General features: G+C 47.4%; 12 protein-coding genes. 5 read left to right on the plus strand and 7 right to left on the minus strand.

Annotated elements, in window-relative coordinates; translation table 11 throughout:
- Positions 1-242: 242 nt before the first annotated feature.
- A complete protein-coding gene (locus ACYVI9_RS00005; RefSeq protein ID WP_460758920.1) occupies positions 243-695 on the minus strand; it encodes a hypothetical protein in 453 nt (150 codons plus the stop codon).
- Between the two features lie 220 nt (positions 696-915).
- Positions 916-1776: an amidohydrolase family protein gene (locus tag ACYVI9_RS00010; protein WP_460758923.1), complete on the minus strand. Its 861-nt coding sequence runs from the start codon at positions 1774-1776 to the stop codon at positions 916-918.
- A gap of 473 nt (positions 1777-2249) precedes the next feature.
- Between ACYVI9_RS00010 and ACYVI9_RS00015 the strand changes: the two genes are divergently transcribed.
- The gene (locus tag ACYVI9_RS00015; RefSeq protein WP_460758925.1) at positions 2250-3086 is read left to right on the plus strand and encodes a tyrosine-type recombinase/integrase; all 837 of its coding nucleotides are present in this window, start codon (positions 2250-2252) and stop codon (positions 3084-3086) included.
- A 257-nt stretch (positions 3087-3343) separates the two neighbouring features.
- On the opposite strand, the gene ACYVI9_RS00020 is transcribed toward ACYVI9_RS00015, so the two are convergent.
- Positions 3344-6100 (minus strand): TolB family protein, encoded by a 2757-nt coding sequence (locus ACYVI9_RS00020; protein ID WP_460758928.1) that lies wholly within the window; start codon positions 6098-6100, stop codon positions 3344-3346.
- A 358-nt stretch (positions 6101-6458) separates the two neighbouring features.
- Between ACYVI9_RS00020 and ACYVI9_RS00025 the strand changes: the two genes are divergently transcribed.
- Positions 6459-11246: a translocation/assembly module TamB domain-containing protein gene (locus ACYVI9_RS00025; RefSeq protein WP_460758930.1), complete on the plus strand. Its 4788-nt coding sequence runs from the start codon at positions 6459-6461 to the stop codon at positions 11244-11246.
- Positions 11247-11297: 51 nt separating this feature from the next.
- Here ACYVI9_RS00025 and ACYVI9_RS00030 read toward each other — a convergent pair whose 3' ends face one another.
- Both ACYVI9_RS00030 and ACYVI9_RS00035 read right to left on the minus strand, forming a co-directional pair.
- Positions 11298-12155, minus strand: a complete 858-nt coding sequence (locus tag ACYVI9_RS00030; RefSeq protein ID WP_460758933.1) for an endonuclease/exonuclease/phosphatase family protein — start codon at positions 12153-12155, stop codon at positions 11298-11300.
- A gap of 125 nt (positions 12156-12280) precedes the next feature.
- Positions 12281-13861 (minus strand): OmpA family protein, encoded by a 1581-nt coding sequence (locus ACYVI9_RS00035; RefSeq protein ID WP_460758936.1) that lies wholly within the window; start codon positions 13859-13861, stop codon positions 12281-12283.
- Between the two features lie 181 nt (positions 13862-14042).
- On the opposite strand from ACYVI9_RS00035, the gene ACYVI9_RS00040 reads away from it, so the two are divergent.
- Both ACYVI9_RS00040 and recJ read left to right on the plus strand, forming a co-directional pair.
- Complete coding sequence (locus tag ACYVI9_RS00040; protein ID WP_460758939.1) at positions 14043-15005, plus strand: polyprenyl synthetase family protein; 963 nt, start codon at positions 14043-14045, stop codon at positions 15003-15005.
- A gap of 26 nt (positions 15006-15031) precedes the next feature.
- Positions 15032-16738, plus strand: a complete 1707-nt coding sequence (gene recJ / locus ACYVI9_RS00045; protein WP_460758941.1) for a single-stranded-DNA-specific exonuclease RecJ — start codon at positions 15032-15034, stop codon at positions 16736-16738.
- Positions 16739-16760: 22 nt separating this feature from the next.
- Here the strand turns inward: recJ and ACYVI9_RS00050 are convergent, their stop codons facing one another.
- Positions 16761-18731 (minus strand): KUP/HAK/KT family potassium transporter, encoded by a 1971-nt coding sequence (locus ACYVI9_RS00050; protein WP_460758944.1) that lies wholly within the window; start codon positions 18729-18731, stop codon positions 16761-16763.
- 356 nt (positions 18732-19087) lie between these two features.
- Here ACYVI9_RS00050 and ACYVI9_RS00055 point away from each other — a divergent pair, with 356 nt between their 5' ends.
- Complete coding sequence (locus tag ACYVI9_RS00055; protein WP_460758947.1) at positions 19088-20668, plus strand: hypothetical protein; 1581 nt, start codon at positions 19088-19090, stop codon at positions 20666-20668.
- Positions 20669-20784: 116 nt separating this feature from the next.
- Here ACYVI9_RS00055 and ACYVI9_RS00060 read toward each other — a convergent pair whose 3' ends face one another.
- Positions 20785-21438: a metal-dependent transcriptional regulator gene (locus tag ACYVI9_RS00060; protein WP_460758949.1), complete on the minus strand. Its 654-nt coding sequence runs from the start codon at positions 21436-21438 to the stop codon at positions 20785-20787.
- Between the last annotated feature and the right edge of the window lie 56 nt (positions 21439-21494).

Here is a 21494-nt window from a genome sequence, read left to right on the forward strand (position 1 = left end):
CCGCTTTTGCGGCAGGCGTCAATATGCGCACCCATAGCCGCTGCTTTGAGGTTGTTTTTACTTTTCATCGGGCAAAAGTCAAACCCTGTATCCTAAATTCCTATATGCCCTTGGCCAACTGGATACGCTTTGAGTATAGGTGTCTTTTCCTTTCTGTTTGTTGAACTGTTACAGTTTGTCAAAAGTAATGCAGCAAAAATTGTAAATTAAATTTTGAAAGTACTTTGAAAAATGTTCGTTGCTTATTCGGTCGGTTGTCGTGGCAGATAAATGTGAGGTAATGAAAAACCTGTCAAAATCCAACCTGAAATAGCAAATATTGAGTTTGGAATTTGTTTTGATGTCGGCCGTCCGTCAAGGTCGTAAGTTACAGTTTCACTAAATGTTGGAAGAAAAGACAAGAAAAGAAAAATTAATCCAAAAACTGTTCCAATGATTGCAATGTAAAAGTTAGTTATCCACCAATGATTTGCTTTGTTGTTCAGTCGAATTGGAAGTCCTACGTTTAAGCAATCAAAAATTGTCAATCCCGAGAGTATAATTGCAATTATTGGTTGAACAGTTACAAATCCGAAAAGTCCGTCAAAACCAAAGTCACTGTCAAGAAGTGCAAAAACCATATAAATGCAGAAAGGCCCAATGAATGTCAAAGCCATTTGAAGTCCTAAAGTCAATATGGCAATTGTCTTGTTCACGATATCATCTTAAAGTGGCATAACGCCCGCGCATTGCTGATGTGACGGCATTCCGTGATTCGGCAAGCTGGAATGTCAGCCGAAAAGTAGCACAAAAGTTGATAATTTAAAAATAAGCAAAAATATGCTAGGATTTATTCTATCGCCCGAAGCGCAGTTAAGCTGTGTTAATGTCGACCAAGATGCGATGTTGGCTGCAGTCCGTTAACCAGCGATCATTTTACATTTTGCGATTGAAAAACCGTTCTGCATTTTGATAATACAACTTCTTTCTTTGTTCTATTGACAAAAAATCAACAGCTTCAACAGTCATAACAACTTTTTCAATATTTCCATTGTCCGTTCCAAACATCAGACGATCTTCAAGCCCTGCATCTATAAATGCTTTCATAATCATGGAAAACTTACTCGGATGAACAATGTCGGGATTGGAGATAACTGATATATCCGCGTATACCAGTTTATTTTCTTGCATGATCTCAATTGTCTCCTTATAATACTGATCACCGCAGTGCATGATCCATACTTTTAGATTTGGGAATTGGGATAGCATTGTTTTCAATAACAAAGGGCTGCCCATCTCCATTTTGAAGTTTGGGCAGCCGTGGTTTGGGCCGGCTCCTCCCGTATGAACACCTACTGGTAAATTATATTTTTGAGCTAAACCATAATAATGAAACAACAGAGAATCAGAAGGCGAAATGCCATAATACTGGTTCAAAATCTCACCTAGATAGTCAATCTTACCTTCTTTAATTTGTTGTTCCACCCAATTTATAGATGGCCAGTCTTCACCCATGCTGTAGCAGGGCTGGAAACTATATGGAACTTTGCCATTTGGGCAGGGAAACATCAGGCCATATAAGCAATCGACGTATGGAATTTTTCTATAGCTATTTTGTAAGTCCCATGAAGTGTTTATTGCAGCTTTGTAAACACCAGCCTTTTGAAGTGTGAGCATTTGTGACGGGGGGTCTTTACTTCCATGTAAGTGGACGTCAAATATCTTTTGTGGTGTCTCTTGTCGATTTAGACAAGTCAGTCCGAAAAAGGAAGTTAAAATGATTAATAGTGTCTTCATTCGTATATTTTAAGAAACTACCATTATAAACGACTCATAGGATTGCAGCCAACAACCCGGATGTTTGCGAAGTGGTTTGTAAATGTAGCGAAGCGGAATTTGATAAGCCACGGGAGCAACACCTGTATTCGCCATTTGACAAACACCAAGTTGTACGAAGTTTGCCACAAGATAGTGAAATATACTATTAAAGTAAGCATTCGGCCAACCGCAATATAGGCCAATTCGATTTTTCGGAGTTTATGTTGTAGCTGGTTGACACTTGTCGGGGAGCAATGTTCTTAGTTGGCTGTTTTTTATCGTAGGCATTCTCTCGATAATGTCCCTTAAATATTTCCAGGGATTTAACACTAAAAGGCAGGTGGAGCAGGTCTGAAAAAGTGCTGGTATGTACCGGACAACACTCATTTCCGGACACTATTTGGGATGAAAATCCCACCAGTTGGTAAAGGGTATTGTCCAAATTGTCTCCTGTGAACGCACGGGAGTTGCAACGAATGAAAGAGGTGTTACAGATGAAAGCCTATAGCCCGAATACCATCAAAACCTATATAGTCGAATTCGCACAGCTACTGTATGATTTGAAAGATGTGCACGTTGATTCGTTGGGCTATGACCGTCTTCTTGCTTACCTCCTTTACTGCTTCAATACATTGAAGATTTCGGAGAACCAGCTGCACAGCAGGCTAAATGTCATCAAATTCTATTTTGAACAGGTACTCCATAAACCGGATTTCTTTGCCGAAATCCAACGGCCGAAGAAGCCGTCCACTTTACCAAAGGTGTTGAGCCAAAAAGAAATAAAACGGATATTCGACACGGTACGAAACCAGAAGCATTTACTGATGTTGCAACTGTGCTACCGTATGGGTCTGCGAGTAAGTGAGGTTGTCAATCTGAAAGTGAGTCACATCGACAGTGAACGGATACTGGTACTCATCGAAGCAGGCATGGAAAAGAAAGGCCGGTATATACCGCTACCATCCACGGCGTTGGGTGTGCTGCAAGCGTACTATAAATCTTATCGTTCTATAGTTTACATTTTTGAAGGTAAGTACGGAGGACAATATTCCGTACGCAGTGTTCAAACTGTGCTCAAGAATGCGATGAAGGCCGCTAAGGTAAACAAGCCGATAGGAATACATGGCTTGCGGCATAGTTACGCCACGCATTTTTTGGAATGCGGCACGGATATGTCATTCATACAGCACCTACTTGGTCACAATGACATCAAGACTACGATGCTTTTTGCAAAAGTCAACAACGCGCTACTGAATGCAATCAAAAGTCCATTGGACAGGATTATGTGACTACAGATTTGAGGATTATCACAATGGGACTAAATGACTTCAAAAGCAGAAACCACTTCGATTTCTTCCCGCATCCATTCCAGCCCATCCCCTGACACGGACGCCCAACCTTATTTTAGAGACTGTAAAATATTCTATTCCCCTGGAGGATATGACAGCAGACCGGCACCAACAACAGATAAGGATTCTTCAGGGCGCGCCGGAAGGCAGCAGATTCAGTGCCTGGAGTATGACTGGTTTTTCGCTTGTAAATTCTGCTAACGCGGAATCAGACTCCCGGGCAGAATAAATGAAAGAAACCAATTGCGATCGGTCTGCGGGTGTTCACCGGCAAGCCGCCAGCCGCCCCTGACACCAAAACTGACAGGGTGTTGGTTCCACCATTGGGTATCAAAATACAGTTCTGCACCGGCAGATTGCAGCCGGGCCTGTCGCATCGGAAGCTGGTTGTCCAGCCTGGTAAAATCATAAAACAGATTACCGCGAAGTCGCTTCAGATAGAAAATATCACCGAATCCCCAGTCAGGATACCATATGGGAAAATGATAATTTGCCGATAAAGTCCAGGCGCGGCCGGCATTGAAACCTTCAAATCCTCTTGCTGTGGGCAGCCGGTTGCTGAAAATACTCGCTGAACTACCTGAAAACTGTCCCGAAGCATCCAGGACCAGCACCTGGGCTGGTACGAACCCCGGCAGGTAGGTTCGGACTTTTGCCAGCAGCTGGTAACTATCGTACCGGTTTACGGCGTCCAGGTACTGCAGGTCGAGACTATAGCCCAGACGGGGATAAATATCCTGGAGCGCCTGCTGAATATGTTGTCCCCATTTCATCTGGTATTGCATATACCCGAAACCGGGCCGGATGGCAGAAGCCGGGCCATCGGTCGTATTGTAATCGCGGCGATAATGCGCGGCGGTAAACAAGCTTAAGGATTTATAACTGCGACCGCTGACCCAGTTCAGTGGCAGGGTCAGTCCCAGGTAATTGTCCCACTGGTTCCAGGTCTGGCGTTGATTCTGGATCCAGGCATTCCGGTCCAGTGTATATTCGGAACCTACAGAAATATAGGGAAACAGCCCCCCATAGATCAGGCTCCCGCCCCAGCTACTGGAACGCTCATTCTGATTATAGGTATAGTACAGTTCGGTATTGACCGTATTGAGTACATTATTTCCATAGACCGAGAAACTGAACTCCGGTTGGTTGTAATTGGGACGCCAGCTGTGGAAATTAAAGGGATGGGTGAGCGCCGGATAGTTTTCGACATCAAATTGGCGCGGGGCCGGAACCGGCAGTTGCTGCTCCCGGGCCGCCGCAGTGATAATGCCTGCTGTGGCATGCAGAAAATCCTGATCGGACAGTTCCTCCCAGCGGGCTATGCCCGCATCCATTTGCCGCAGCCGGTAGCCGCCGGCGGTAAATTCGCTCCAGTTGAGTTTTCCAAATCCCTGGTTCACCTGATACTGTAACCGGTCATCCGTCCGCAGTACCGAAAGGCGACCAGTGGCAAAATGATAGCGAACTATCCGGTCCCTGCGTCCCAGAGAAGCAGTAAAAAGAATCGCATCGCCCAGCACATCAATCTGGCCAATATTGGTAAACGCAGGCGGGGTCAGTCGGTGCAGCTTACGGGTGTTCAGGTCAATCCTGGCCAGACAATTACGGCCATCCATAAAGCGTAAAACGGTAATAACGGTCTGATTATCCGTTATTTTGGGATTAACAAAATAACTGACACTATCCGTTTTAATTTCCTGCTGCAGCCGGCCCGCTGCATCCAGCACGACCAGTGATGCCTGCCCGTTTACCGCATATTTCGATGCAACGATTTTTGTCCCGTCCGGTGAAATATCCGGACTAAAATACCGGGTCTTCCGGGTGAGCCGGCGCTGTCTGCCGCTACGGGTGTCCAGTATTTTCAAGACACTATAACCCTGCCAGCGCCAACGCGGATGGGTTTCAAAAGCCGCATATACGATCCTGCCATTGCGGTAACTGTATTGCTCATTAATACTGATATCGCGGACCCGGAGCAATTGCTCCCGGCTCCCCTTTAGCAGATAAAATCCAGGGCGACTCCCATAGGAGGATTTTAGATACAGCCGGTCTACGGGACTTACCTGAAAGGGATACTGATAATCCGTAACCAGGCTGCGATCCCTTTCCCGGGGATCAACACTGCCCATAGCAGTCGTCGTCGGTTGAAATTTATCGCGATAAAAATCAAAGGCCTCTGTCACAAAGTCCCGGTACCGCCGGCCACTGTATTTTTTAACCGCCTTTTGAAAAGGATACCAGAATCCTTTGTAGGCGCTGGCATCAGCAGTTACACGGCGCCAGAAATCCATGCCGTATTTTTCATTACCATAATTGACCAGCAAATAGCCCAGCTCATAGTGTCCGGGAATATAATCCCGGTAAGAACCATTGCGGAGTTTCGCCCAGGAATAATTTCTTCCAGCCCGCCAAAGCGTTGGAAAGGCGTTGAAAAAAAGCGGGTTATGGCCCCGTCCCTGCCCGGATAGCATCGTCTCCTGAAAAACGGCATCGCCTTCGAAAAACCAATTGGGAATAGCAGCGTTGGCAGCCAGGGAATAGCCGTCTTGCCCGAACAGGTAACCTGCCGCCCTGCTCAGGCCCCGGTTGAAATTATTGAACTGCTGTGCATGGCGGTACTCGTGTAGGGCCAGCTGCCGCGGCCAGGGCAGGGTGCCCAGGGAAAAATTGTCCGCCGGGGGGGTCAGGTAAAATTCACTGCGATAGGGCCCCAATCCCACATAACCATTTGATACCACGGGACGTCCATGTAATACAATATTTATTTTTTGGAGTGCATCGCCCAGTGGTTGCTGATTGCTGTCGGCCATTCCATGCAGTTCGGTGGCGACCGACTGTGCCAGACTGTCCAGCCCTTCAGGAAAAATTATACGTGCCGTATCTGTATCTATCTGCTGCCAGCGGGTACCGGGCGGAGATCCGCCAAAGCGCTGTGCAGCAGCCTGGAAGGTCAAGCATAATAAGCATATACCCGTAAGCAAGTTTTTCATAAAAAAGGATCGACTGCAATATCTTTCACTATCAACATTGTCAGGATTCACTGCAAATTCTCAATAAAAATATTAAAATTGATCAGAATGATGCTGCAAATTTGCCCGGGGCTCACTAATAAAGTACTTTTACAAATAACTTAACCCGGGATCTTACCTGAAGAAATTCAAAAAAATATTACTCATATCCCTGGCATCTTTGCTGGGATTACTGGTAGTAGTTTGGTTATTAATACAAACGCCGCCGGTACAGAACTGGCTGGTATCAAAAGTTACTGCAAAGCTTTCCCGGGAACTGAAAACAAAAATTAATATCGGCCATGTGGAGTTTTCCCTTTTCAATAAGATGCACCTGCAGGATGTACTGCTGGAAGATCAGAAAAAGGACACCATCCTGAGTGCCGGAGCCGTTACGGTTAATATTACTGACTGGTTTTTTATAAAGGACAATATCGTACTGAAATACCTTGGTTTAAGAGATACCTATATCCACCTGAAAAGAACCGATTCGGTCTGGAATCACCAGTTCCTGCTGGATTATTTCCGTACCCCGGCCAGCACATCCCCCAAGAAGCAAAAATCGATCAGCCTGGCGGTCCGTGAAATCGATCTTAAGAATATCCTTTTCAAAAAAGAAGATCAATGGCTGGGTCAGGACATGACAGCCTCTCTGGCTTCCCTGAGCACGGATCCCAAAAATGTCGATTTCCCCAAAAAAATAATAGAAATCAATGCTTTACAGGTTAATAAGCCCTATCTGGCCATCCGGAACTATGCCGGCAGACGACCGCCCCGCATAAAAGCACCCGAACCGGAACCAGTGCAACCCGCAACAGACAGCCTGGAACCCCAGTGGAATCCGGGCAACTGGAATATCCGGATCGCCAGCATTCGCATCCGCGATGGTTTGTTTAAATCCGATAATGAGCAGCGAACGCCCTCTGATCCAGGTGTCTTTGATGGTGCGCATATGCAATGGAGTAAAGTAAATGGCGACCTCTCGGACCTGAGCTGGCAGGTAGATACCATCCGGGCCAAACTGGTGCTCGAAACGGTGGAGAAAAGCGGCTTTGAAGTCAAAAAACTGGCGGCGCAGGCTAAAGTCACCCCTTACGAGATGACCTTCAATCAATTGGATATCCGCACCAATGACAGCCATCTGAAGAATCATTTCAGCATGAAATTTTCCGATTTTTCAGACATGAATGATTTTGAGGAAAAAGTGGTCATGGAAGGGCATTTTCAGGAGTCTGAAATCAACAGCGATGACATCGCATTTTTTGCCCCTGCCCTGAAAAGCTGGAAAAAAAGGATCCTACTGACCGGCCGGATCACCGGGCCTGTGGCAGCACTGGAGGGGCAGCAACTGGAAATCAAAGCAGGGAGCAATACCTATTTCAAAGGCAATGCGTCACTGACGGGGCTCCCGAAAATCAATTCTACCTTTATTTATATAAAAGCCAACGCGTTCAGAACCATTTATACGGATGCGGTAGCTTTTGTGCCGGCCATAAAAAACATCCGGAACCCGGACCTGAGTCGACTGCAATTCCTGGAATTCGAAGGGAATTATACCGGATTCATTCGGGATTTTGTCACTTTTGGCACCCTGCGAACCAATCTGGGTACGGTAAAAGCCGATGTGAACATGAAATTACACGACAGTCGCAACCCGGTTTATTCCGGTAATATCTCTTCTGAAAATTTCAACCTGGGACCGTTTATCAGAGATACCAATATTGGATTTGTAAGCTTTCGAGCCAACCTCAAAGGCGCCGGCTTCGATCCGCAGGGTGGAAATGTTGCCCTGGACGCGCGTATCAACTACCTCGACTTTAAAAATTACCGCTACCGGCAGATTGTCGCGGACGGCGAACTCAATAAAAGCATATTCGACGGCACTATCATCGTCAATGACCCCAATGCCCGGTTCAACCTGAACGGACTGGTGAACTTCAGTGGCAGTGTGCCTGAGTTTAATTTTCTGGCGAATATCGACACCCTGAACCTGAAAACCCTGCACCTGCTGAAAGATGATATTTCCCTGAAAGGAAAAATAAATGCCCAGTTCACCGGTAACAGCATCGATGATTTTCTGGGTACCGCCCAGGTCTCGGATGCCGCAATGACCAGAGGTGGCTTCCCGCTTTCATTTTCCCATCTGGAACTTTCTTCCGCCATCGTTGACGGCCAGAAACACCTGCGGCTTAGTTCCAATGAATTCAACGCCAGCCTCACCGGTACTTTTAATATACGGGACCTACCCAATTCTGTAACCGGCTTCCTGAGCCGCTACTACCCTTCCTATATCAGCCGGCCGGATACAGTTGCTTCCAATCAGGTATTTTCCTTTAATATCAAAACCAACAATTTCGATGATCTCGCTTCTGTGATTGACAGCAGTCTTTACGGATTCAGCAATAGTACGATCGAAGGGCGGATCAATACTACGACCAACAGCCTGATATTGGATGTGGACGTTCCTTACTTCAGGTACCGAAACCTTTCCTTTTCCAATGTTGCGCTGGATGCTACCGGTGGCTACGACAGTCTGACCCTGTATGGCAGCACTTCCAATATCGGTATTGGCGACAGCCTGCAGGTGCAACTCGCAACCTTTAATATTACCGCGCATAATGACCTTTCTACCGTCAATATTTATACCGGTGGCAATAAAACGGTGGATCAGGCAAGGATCAATGCCATGGTACGGACCTACCGGGATGGCGTGGGCATCGAATTCGGGCCGTCGAATTTTGTCTTGAACGGCAAATCATGGACGGTACAGGAAAAAGGCCAGCTCGAATTCCGCAAAAGTTCTCCTGCACATGGTCAACTATTGCTGCGGGAAAACCAACAGGAAATCCGGATTGAGACCCTGCCTTCGGATATCGGCAGCTGGAACGACCTGGGCATCACCCTGCACCATATTAACCTGGCGGATTTTGCGCCTTATTTTCTGCCCCAAAACCGGTTGGAAGGTCTGATCGATGCAGATGTACTGATCGAAAATCCGGGGCCGGAGATGAAAATCAATTCGCGGAATTTCACCGGCCATGCCATTCGTTTTGACAATGATTCCCTCGGTGATATCAGTGCCGAAATAGTATTCGATATGCCCACCCGTGAGCTATTGGTGAATGGCAGAACCCTGGGCACTGCTGACAAAAGTCTGGCCTACGATATCCATCTCTACCTGAAAGATGCCGAAAGCCAGGAGCAGAACATTATTTCGCTGACGCCTACCAATTTTGACCTCAAATATGTCAATCGTTTTCTGGAATTTCTGTTTTCGGATATGACGGGCGAAGTCACCGGTCAATTTGACATCAAGGGACCCCTGAATGCCGTCCGTGTAGTAGGCCGGGGCCGGCTGCACAATGCCGGGCTCCGGGTCAATTTTACCCAGTGCTATTACCGGATCCTGGACCGGGAAATCAGCCTCGACGAAAACCAGATCAACCTGAACGGCATTGTGCTGGAAGACACGGTTACCGGCAACCCGATCTACCTGAACGGTAATATTTCGCACAGCAGTTTTCAGAATATGTTCTTTGATGTGGTCGTTTCCACCCGGAAGCCCGGAACCCGCGACCGGAATAACAACCGGCCGGTGCAGGTACTCAAAACCAGTTACGCCAATAATAAGACTTTTTACGGTGATGTAAAAGCCACCGGTTCTTTTGTATTGATTGGTCCTCAGGACAATACCTATATGAAAATTGATGCCATTGCCTCTGACGAGGAAGAAAGCGAATTTACCATTGCTTCTTCTGAAAGCCGGGCCGGAAAAATGCCTGACTGGCTCGTCGAACGTACCTATGGTGAAGAGATGCAGGACAGCAGTTACCGCCCTGCCGCCAGCTCGAATCTTACTTATGAACTGGATATAACCGCCAATCCCAAAGTATTGATGCGCTTTGTGATGGATGACCTGACGGGCGATCAGATCGTAGGGCGGGGTTCAGGCTCCCTGAATATCAAGTCCGGAACCAGTGAACCCCTGGCCATCCGGGGCCGGCTGGATATCGATGAAGGGACCTATAATTTCACTTTCCAGTCCTTCTTTAAAAAGCCTTTTGAAATCATCCGGGGTACCGAAAACTATATTTCCTGGACCGGTGATCCTTTAAATGCCCATATCAATATACAGGCACAGTACAAGGCCGAAAGGGTAAGTTTTGCACCCTTATCGGGCCTGAGTATTGACCCTGGCTATGCCAATATCAGAGAAAATGTATTTGTCTATGCGACGCTAACCGGACAATTGTTCAAACCGGATTTCAAGTTTGAGCTGCAGCTGGATCCCACCAGCCGTTTCAACAATGATTTCAATGTGACCAATCAGTTACAGCAGATAGAAAGAAGCCAGTCTGAGATCACCCGTCAGGTGACCTATCTGATTGTATTCAACAGTTTTGCGCCGCCCCAGACCGGGGTCTCCAATATCGGTATCGGCGCTGCCGTTAATGAGCTGACTTATAATACCATCTCCAGTCTTTCCGGCCTGTTCTTTAATGAGATCAACAAAAAACTGAATAATGCCCTGAACAGTCTGCTGGGCACCGAAGTCAGTGTGGTCTTTAGTGGTTCGGTTTACAACCGGAGTGTACTGGGAACCCAGAGCAGTAATTTTAATATCAACCAGGCCAATGTCAGTGGCGCAGTCCTGGTCCCCCTATTTGATGAACGGTTCGTTATTTCTCTGGGAAGTTCCCTGGAAGTACCGATACAGTCCAGTTTTCAGCGAACGGTACAATTCCTGCCCGATGTGACCGCAGAATGGTTGCTGAACCCCGCAGGCACCATCCGGCTGAACCTGTTTTACCGTGAAAACCTGGATTTTCTTACCACCGCCAGTTCAGGTGCGGCCAAGCTCAAAAGAACCGGTGCGGGGATTTCTTTCCGTCGGGAATTTAATACCTTAAGAGAACTTTTTGTCAATCCCCGGAAAAGGCTGGAACGCCGCCTCCAGACCGATAGTCTGCAGGTTCCGGTTCCGGATTCTATCCGACTCCAGATGCCGGATTCCAGCCGAAGGGTGGAACCGGTGACCACAGAGAAAAGCAAGGACTCAATGAAACCAACCCTTTCCCCCGATATCGAGTAAACCACTACCCGTTACCGAACTTATCAGCCAGGCATTGGTGCCACAACCAACTTACTGGAGCGCGAGGCTGGCGACGACGGGAAAATGATCAGATGGGGCTTTTCCGTAATAGGTATCGGTCAGAATACCCCATTTAAGGGCCTTAAATCCTTTATTTACAAAGATATGATCAATAACATGACTGCTGACCCGATTGAGTCGGAATCCACTAAAGGAACCATTCAGTTCATAAGGTGTTTTGACATCCAGATAGCTGTCCCGTAGCAGCTCACTTTCATTCAACTGGCGATACCATTGGGATTGACGGTCACCGTTAAAATCGCCAGTCAGCACCACCGGCATTTTTTTGGCAATCGTCCGGATCTTTTGCAGCATCAGTTTCGCACTCTCGATACGGGCTATTTTCCCCTGGTGATCAAAATGCACATTGAAAAAATAAAACTGCTTTTTGGAAGCCTTATCCTCCAGGCGGACCCAGGAACAGATCCGGTTACAGCAGGTCGCATCCCAGCCCAAACCAGGTTTATCAGGCGTCTCGGAAAGCCAGAAATCGCCGGCTTCTACCAGCCTGAATTTATCTTTTTTATAGAATATTGCGGAATGTTCACCCTTGTCACTGCCATCATCACGACCTTTCCCATAGCGACTGTATTGGGGCAGGGCAGTAATCAGGTCATCCAGTTGCTCCGGCAGGCCTTCCTGGGTTCCAAAAGCATCAAAATCATGGAAGTCGATCAGACTGGCGACAGCAGCACGGCGGTCCTGCCAGAGATTGCCTGAATCCGAGGGACTGGCAAAGCGGAGGTTATAACTGGCAATTTGGTAGCGCTGGGCATTTAATAGGCAGCTAGCCGCGAAAAAAATCAGGAAAAATAATTGTAATCTTTTAAATATCAAGGGGCAAGACATGGCTAAGAATTTTGAGCAACAAAATACTGTTTTTGTGCCAAATCCCCAAGCACCCCATCTTAGGTCAAAAATAAAAAACCCCTCCCAAATGGGAGAGGTTTGTATTTGTTATAGCAAAAAGTTGATTAGTTTTTGCGAAGTTGCGGATGAGGAGGTGCAATGGTGTTCGGACCATCTTCACCAGGAGCAGCTGCACGAATGTCAACTGTATCGCAATCTCCACCTTCCTGACCAGAGCTGAAGATAAATCTGTCGCTGCTAACACCTTCGTTTTCAACTAAGTGAGTGATCACTTTGTTCACGTGATCCCAGCTTAACTGCTGTTGGCGTTTGGTAGCTGCACAATAACCTACTACAACTACTTTACAGTTTGGATTTGCTTTCAGTTTAGCAGCTACAGTAGCCAGGGCACCTGCTGCATCATCAGAAAGATTGTTGGAATTAGAAGCAAAGTGTACGCTAGGTAAAGCACCTAACAGTGTAGCACATTCGCTGGCTGCAGGAGCGCAACCTTCCGGACAAGGACATTTACCTACACCATCAGCATCAACCGGCTGGCAATAAGTAGGAGTAACCAGTTCTTTATCTTTACAATCAGGTACACCGTCACCATCAGTATCGCGGCTAACACCATGAGTATCAACAGGACAACCGGCAGGAGTTTGTTCCTGATCGAATTGATCAGTTACACCGTCACCATCAGCATCCGGAAGAACGATTTCAGGTACTCTGCGCAGTTCGCCGTAAGCATAGTTCAGTGGATTCAGCCAGTACAGGGGTTCCACTCTTTTTGCTTTGCTTCCCAGGTTGAAGTTCAGACCCAGTGTAGCGTAGTTGTACCAGTCTTTACTTTCGTTGGCATGGTAAGGAGGAATAATAGCATCAACATTATCAGTACCTACCCAGATAGCGCGATCTTCCAGTGCCAGGTTCACCCTGTCACTCAGTCTGAAAGCGATACCTACACCTGCAGTGAAAGAAGGTTTGATATATCCGTCAAATAATTTAGTATATTTTTCGGAAGTGGTGTTGTATTCCCAGGGATAATCGTTATCAATTTGATCACGAACATCTTTTAAGATGTCTTTTTTGTTATCGATATTACCAGGATTACCGGGAGCGCTGATCGAAGGATTAGCGAAAGTTCTCCAGGTATTCAGACCAGCACCGGCCAGTGCATAGATGGTCGCACCAGTTTGTGCTTTATAGAAACGGATGTTTCCGATATTAGCCAGTAACTGTAAAGACAGGTCCTGTGATTTTGTCTTATGGTTGTAATAGATCTCCTGACCAGGATTGCCATAGATGGCTCCGTCAGCAGACTGCCATTGTTCACCTTTGGCAACACCATATAAATATTCTAATCTCAGAGACAATACATGACCTAAAGACTTGCGCAGGTGAGCACCAAAGCCAAAGGAACCCAGGAAGTTAGGGGTCATATCACCGATAACGCTGAAAGAACCACCTTTGATACCCAGTTCCCACATATCTCTGGGTTTTCCGGGATAGTCATAGTTTCCTACCAGAAACTCATTGTTCTGAGCGGCTTGCTTGCTGTTGTAGTAGTTATTGTCTGTAACGGAATAAGTGCCATATATCGGGTGTGGAGCCGTATATGGGTGCTCCGAACTCACCTGGGCGAATCCGGTAGACGCAACCAGGCAACTAATGCCTGCAAGTAATGTGTACTTTTTGCTTGTCATAACTAAGGATTAAGATTTAAACGATTTTTACTTTAAGTTTAGCAAAAATAGAGCCATTTGCCAAATAAACAAATTTTTAACCAAAAAAATAATTAAGATTTCTGGCGGGCTTACCCGGATAATTCGTGCGGTTTTCGGGTAGATTCACGCCATAATTCCTTATTTTGCCCTTATTTTAAGGATGCGTCTACCTAATTCCCTGATAAAAACGGAACTGGACAATTTTGAAAGCCATTTTAAAGAGGCCGTCAAAAGCCAAACACCCCTGCTGAACAGTATTCTGCGCTATATTGTTAAAAGAAAGGGTAAACAATTACGGCCGATGTTTGTATTTCTGGCGGCCCGGCTGTTTGGCGAAGTCACTGAAGTGACCTACCGGGCGGCTTCTCTGGTAGAAATCCTGCATACGGCTACCCTGGTACACGACGATGTGGTGGATGATTCCCTGGAACGGCGCGGCTTTTTTTCGGTCTATGCCCTCTGGAAAAACAAAGCCTCGGTACTGGTAGGCGACTACCTGCTGGCCAAAGGCCTGATCCTTTCCCTGGAGCATAATGATTACCGGGTCCTGCATATTCTGACCGATGCCGTAAGGAAAATGAGTGAGGGGGAGCTCCTGCAAATGGAAAAAGCCCGCAGCCTGAACCTGGAAGAATCCGTCTATTATGAAATAATCCGTAGCAAAACGGCCTCCCTGCTGGCTTCCGCCTGCAGCGCGGGTGCCTGGTCGGCCAGTGGCCGCGAGGAAGATGCAGAAAAAATGCGGCTTTTCGGTGAAAAGACCGGCATCGCCTTTCAAATCAAAGACGATTTGTTTGATTATGCCAGTGAGGATGTCGGTAAACCTACGGGCAATGATATCAAAGAGAAAAAAATGACCCTGCCCCTGATCTATACCCTCAATCACACGGATAAAACCACCCGCCGGCGTATTATTAATATTGTAAAGAATAATAATAATGACCGCCAGAAGGTCAACTGGGTACTGCAGGTGGTCAAAGACAGCGGCGGCATTGCCTATGCCACCCGGAAAATGTACGATTACAAGAAGGAGGCATTGGATATACTGATGCAATGCCCTGATAATGAATACCGTAAAGGAATGCTCGACCTGGTGGATTACGTAACAGAGAGAAAATATTAACCCGCGCTTCTTTAAACACCCTACTATTGACGAAGAACTGGAAAGAGATCAGCCCCCCGCAGGAATGGGTAACGGATTTGCAGGAAAGCCTGAAAATCAACCGTCAGCTTTGCCAGGTCCTGGTCAATCGCGGGATTCGCAACTATGCGCAGGCTAGGGATTATTTCCGGCCCCGGCTGCAGGAATTGCATGATCCCTGGCTGATGAAGGATATGGAAAAGGCAGTGGGACGCATACAGGAGGCATTAAGAAGCGGTGAAAAAATACTGATTTACGGAGATTATGATGTGGACGGCACCACCGCTGTGGCCTGTATGTATCAGTTTATCCGGAGCCTGCATCCGGATACTGGTTTCTATATCCCCCACCGCTACAGGGAGGGCTATGGCATCAGTAAGGCGGGTATCGACTATGCCGCTGAAAATGGATACCAGTTAATCATTGCACTGGATTGCGGCATCAAGGCCTTGGAACTGATTGCCTACAGCAATCGGCTGGGCATTGATGTGATCGTTTGCGACCACCACCTCCCGGAGGCGACCCTGCCGCCGGCTATTGCCATTCTCAACCCCAAACAGACCGACTGCCCCTACCCTTATAAGGAATTATGTGGCTGCGGGGTGGGTTTTAAACTGATTTCCGCCCTCTGCGAGCGCATGGGCCTGGCCGCAGATACCGCCTACCAGTTTTTGGACCTGGTTGCAACAGCCATTGCAGCCGATATCGTCCCGATGACCGGTGAGAACCGGATCCTGGCCTATTATGGGCTGGAGCGGGCCAATACCGCACCCAATCCGGGCATCAGTGCGCTAATGACCCTGAGTGAGGCACCCCGTCCGATGCGGATCAGTAACCTGTTGTTCCTGATCGCTCCCCGGGTGAATGCCGCCGGCCGGATGGATGAAGCGGGCAAAGCAGTACAATTATTTATAGCCAAAGATTATGAAGCGGCCCTGCCCTTTGCCCGGCAGCTGCACAGCGATAATAGTGACCGTAAACAGGCGGACAGTGGTATCACTGCCGAGGCACTGGAACTGATTGCCGCCCAACCGGACTGGCAGGAATATAAATCTACCGTAGTCTACCAGCCTCATTGGCATAAGGGCGTAGTGGGTATCGTAGCTTCCCGCTTAATTGAAAAATATTACCGGCCCACTGTTGTGCTGACCCGCAGCGGTGAAGTCGTCACCGGCAGCGCCCGAAGTGTACCCGGCTTTAATTTATACGAAGCCATACATGAATGCCGGGACCTGTTGCTGGGATACGGTGGTCATTTTGCTGCGGCCGGACTGTCGATGGAAGCCGATCAGGTAGCCGCATTCCGTTCAAAATTTGAAAGCGTGGTTGCCGCCCGCATTCAACCAGAGCAACTCATCCCCGAAATCAGTATCGATACCGAAATCACCCTTGCGGAAATCAGCCCTGCTTTCTATAATATTATCCGGCAGATGGAACCCTTTGGACCTGAAAATGACGCACCTGTATTTATCGCAAGAGGACTTACCGATACGGGTTTCAGCAAAATGCTCAGGGAGGTCCATCTGCGGCTGGTGCTCGCCCAGGGCGCAACCACGATGACCGCCATCGGTTTCAATATGGCCGATAAATGGGAACTGGTCAAAGACCGGAAACCCTTTGATATGGTATTCTGTATTGATGAAAGCAGATGGAACGGTCAGGTGTCCCTGCAGTTGAGGATCATAGATATCCGGGTAGCCGCGGAACATCAGTAAAAGCTCCAGTCACCTGCTTCAGCTACTCGATCCGGGTCAGCTTGATTTTAGTAACCGGCGCTACGATCAGGGGAAATTTTTCCACGGCTACATTGGCCGCATCCAGACCGAAATTACGTTCTTCGGAAAGACTCAGGTGCTTGATAATAAAATGCAGTTTTAAAATCAGTTTTTCCATAAAAGGCAGCTCGTTGTCAGCGCTCAGGTATTTTTCCATCACCATGAACTGAAAATCCCCCACCGTATTGCTGCTGGCCAGACTCTCGTAGCGGCTCATGATATTGACCTCCTTATTGGCAACCAGCTCCTCTACCACTTTCTTGAACAACAGATTGATCCGGGGCTGAATCCGGAAGCCCAGCTTAAAATCAATCCGGATGATATCATTGGGTATAATATGCTCCACTTTATATTCCGAAGTATAGGGATTATCCATGGTATCCACATGGACAAACCAATAGATATCTGCCCGTTTGGGTTTACGGTTCAGGATCGAATACAGGATCTTATGTTCGATTTCCTTGGGGTTATCGGCGCTGGTCAGATAAATCAGGTGCGTGGCGTACTTGGCGACCGATTTATCATTACTCAGGTCCTGGATCTTGGGGACATAATTCTCCATACGCACGAATTCCACATACCTGTTTTTGATCTTTCGGGCCCGAAACCATACATACATGATCAGAAACATCATACCGCCGATCAGCATGGTAATATAACCACCGTGCGGAAATTTATCCAGCAGGGCGATAAAGTAGCCGGCTTCCACGACACCGTAAAACAACAGAAAGGTATAAATCCAGAAAGGTTTGACCCTTTTAAGCACCATATAGTTGGCGAAAAGTATCGTGGTCATCAGCATGGTCACAATAATGGCAAGGCCATAGGCGGCTTCCATACGGTTGGACCGCTGAAAATAAAGTACCACGAATACACAACCCGAAAACATAATCATATTGACGGCCGGTATAAACAGCTGTCCTTTGGCTTCCGATGGATAACGGATCCGCAGCCGGGGCCAGAGATTCAGGCGCATGGCTTCACCGATCAGGGTATAGGCGCCGGAGACCATGGCCTGGCTGGCAATAATAGCCGCCATGGTAGCAATGATAACGCCGGGAACGATAAACCATTCCGGCATCAGGTTGAAAAAGGCATTGATGCCGATAGAACTTTTTATATCTTCAGTAATGGTGAGCTTATAGTAATGGGACAGCAGGAAAGCGCCCTGTCCAAAATAGTTTAACAACAGACAGATCTTTACATAGATCCAGGATATCCGGATATTGCTCAGACCGCAGTGCCCCAGATCACTGTAGAGCGCCTCTGCTCCTGTCGTACAAAGAAAGACGGCACCCAGCAGCCAGAAGCCCTGAGGATATTCAATTAAAAAACGGATGGCATAATGCGGGCTCAGGGCGCGGAAAATAGAAACATCATCGCCAATATGCAGGGCACCAAATACTGCCAGCATGGTAAACCATAAAAACATCACGGGTCCGAATATCTTACCGATTGAAGCGGTTCCGAACTGCTGCAGGAAAAAGAATAGCGCCAGGATACTCAATACGATCCAGACGATGGTTGAAGTGGGAATATGTTTGAGTGCGGGTAGAATCTGCAGACCTTCTACTGCAGAGGTAATCGTCATAGGAGGGGTAATAATGCCGTCCGCGATCAGGGCGGCACCGCCAATCATGGCGGGAATGACCAGCCACCTTCGCCGTCGCCGGACCAGTGCATATAATGAAAACGTGCCTCCCTCACCCTTATTATCCGCCCTTAAAATCAGGATCACATATTTCAATGTCGTTTGCAGGGTAAGGGTCCATATGATACAGGACAAAGTACCTATGATCAGCGATTCGGTAATCTGCCTGTCACCAATGATTGCATTGAATACATATAATGGAGAAGTACCGATATCTCCATAAATAATACCCAGGGCTATGAGCAAACCTGCGGCAGTAGCCTTGTTACTGTGAAGTTTCACCGATGAGGTTACAATTTAAGACCACAAAGTTTAGGTAAAAGCGCTAAAAGAAAAAAACTTTTATCCCCGATTACTATCCTGTTCAGCGCCGCAGGCCCTCCGCAGCACCGCCGCTTGCAACTGGCAACCTTTCGTTAATTTTTTTCGTCTTGATGGTTGATCTTCAAGGTATTTGTAAATTTACAGACCAATAGGCCAAATGAAAGTGTCTGGTTCCGGTTTATGGCATGTTCAGCAGGGCAATTACCTTTTAAGAGAAAAGTTGCCACAAAAACTACGGTTTCCTATCCGGAAGTTATCGCGCCGAAGCTGCACCCGCCTTTCGGCTAACGTCTATTATAATATAATCGGAAATCATGAAAAAGAAATTATGCTTCCTGCCACTGCTCGTTCTGATCGTTCTTTCGGGAATTCAGGCGCAGCAAATCACTTATGCACCGGTCCAAAAAAGTGATCCGGAACGAATGAATTTTGAAATTATTGGCCGGCAGGCAAATAATTATCTGATTTATAAGGAAGTAAAAGGGCGTCACCGGATCACGGTCTATGATGAAAATATGAATCAGCTGGATGAAGTACCTATTTCGATCCTCCCGGACCGCGAAAGAATCCTTGACCTGTCCTTTTTCACCGCACCCCACGACACTTATTTACTCTATCAGTACCAGCAGGGCGATATCGTCTATCTGAAAGCAGCTAAGGTTGAAGCGAATGGCAACATTCTGGAAGAACCCCAATTGCTGGACACTACGATGATCGCGTATAAATCGGAAGGCAAAATTTACAACCTGATTAATTCCGCCGACAACGAACAGCTGATGATTTACAAGGTGAACCGAAAGGACCGTCAGCTATACCGAATTACGACCAAATTATTCAACGCCCAGTTAGCGGAGCAGGCGGAAAGCCGGTTCAGCGTTCCGATGGAAAATAAAGGGGACTATCTGACGGGCTATACCCTGACCAATGACGGCAGGATGGCTTTTGTCAAATACAATCGGCAATCCAATGGTAATATTGGTCAGGCCAGGCTGATCACCAAGGCGGCGGATGCGGAAAGTTATGGGGAGCAGTCCCTGAACCTGGCCGATCTGTACCTGGATGACATCAAGGTGATGAGTGATGAGAAAAACCAGCGACTGCTGCTGGTCTCATTGTTCAGCAATACCAAAAGAGGCGCTATCTCCGGTCTCTACGTTTATGGCTTTGACCGCAACGGCGGCACTATGGCTTTTGAAAAAACCACATTGTTTAGTGATGAGTTGAAAAAACGTGCCCGCGAGCGGGGCAGCATCAAAAATGCATTTGATGATTTCTTCATCAATAATATCATTGTCAATACCGACGGCAGCTTTACGGTAGCAGCAGAAGCCCTGTTTAACTCGGGTGGTTGGGACCGCTGGGGCTATTGGGGTTCCGGTTTCGGTCTCGGATGGGGTTATTGGGGTGGTTTCGGCCCCGGATGGGGCTGGGGTTGGGGCCGGTACGGCGGCGGATGGCCCTATTCTTATTACTCCCCCTTCTTTTACCGCAGTTACTGGTGGGGTGGCTGGGGTCCCGGTGGATGGGGCGGCAATTACCGGCAATTCAATGCCGGCAATATCGCCCTGATCAGTTTTGATAACAAAGGCGAAAAAACCTGGGACAAGATAATTCAGAAATCCCAGGAACAAAGCAATACAGACGGCCGCCTTTCCTATCAGCTCATGTTCACCGGAGACCAGCTGCAACTGCTGATGAATAATGCCGGTAAAATCGCAGATCTGGAAAGGATATTGGTAGATGAAAATGGCAATGTCGATAAAGCGGCGCCCATTCAGGCCAGGGAAAAAAGATTGAATTTTATGCCCCGCTATGGTCGCCAGGTAGGTGAAAACGTGATGCTGCTTCCTTATACCTATAAAAATTATATTTCTTTCGCGAAGCTCACTTTATAATCGGGTCGCTGTTTGGGAGCAAGCAACAATGCGAACCCATCGGCAGTAATATATCCTAAAGCTACTGCCCACCGGTCCAGTCGTCGCTGCCAGCGGCATGCATGTTGGGTACCGTTTCATTTTTCAACCAGCAGCCTGTCACAAACCTGGGCACTTAACTGGGTGGCCGGATGCTGGGTATAGCTGACCACCATGGACCCGTCGAATGCTTCGATAGATTTAATTTTCAACCGTTCTCCGAGTTGAAGTTCATGTTGATTCAGATAGATCAGAAAATCCTGGGAGGTATGAACAACAGCAGCCAGCCGGACCCGGTCACCGGGTTTACAGTCACTCAGACGGAGATAGGACTTTCGGAGGATTCTTCCTTTTTTATCCGGAATGGGTGATCCATGAGGATCGATACCAGGATGGCCCAGCAAGGCGTCCATTCTTTCAAAAAAAGCTGGCGACTGGATATGTTCTATCTGTTCTGCAATTTCATGAACCTGTTCCCAGCCAAATCCCATTTTTTCCACCAGAAACATTTCTGTGAGCCGGTGCTTGCGGATAATCAATGCAGCCTGGCGTTTACCTTCAACCGTCAGCCGGACCGGCTTATAAGATTCATACATCACCAATCCCTGAGCCGCCAGTTTCTTCATCATACTGGTAACGGTCGGCATTTTAATGGCCAGCCTTTTCGATAATTCATTTACGGTAACACGGCCATTTTCCTCAACCAGCGCGTAAAGTGCTTTCAAATAATTTTCTTCTGTATAGGATGCCATAACTACAAATGTAACAAGAATCCCAGCCAGACAAAGAAAATTGTTCGACAAGTTTT

The organism is Niabella terrae (assembly GCF_054783135.1).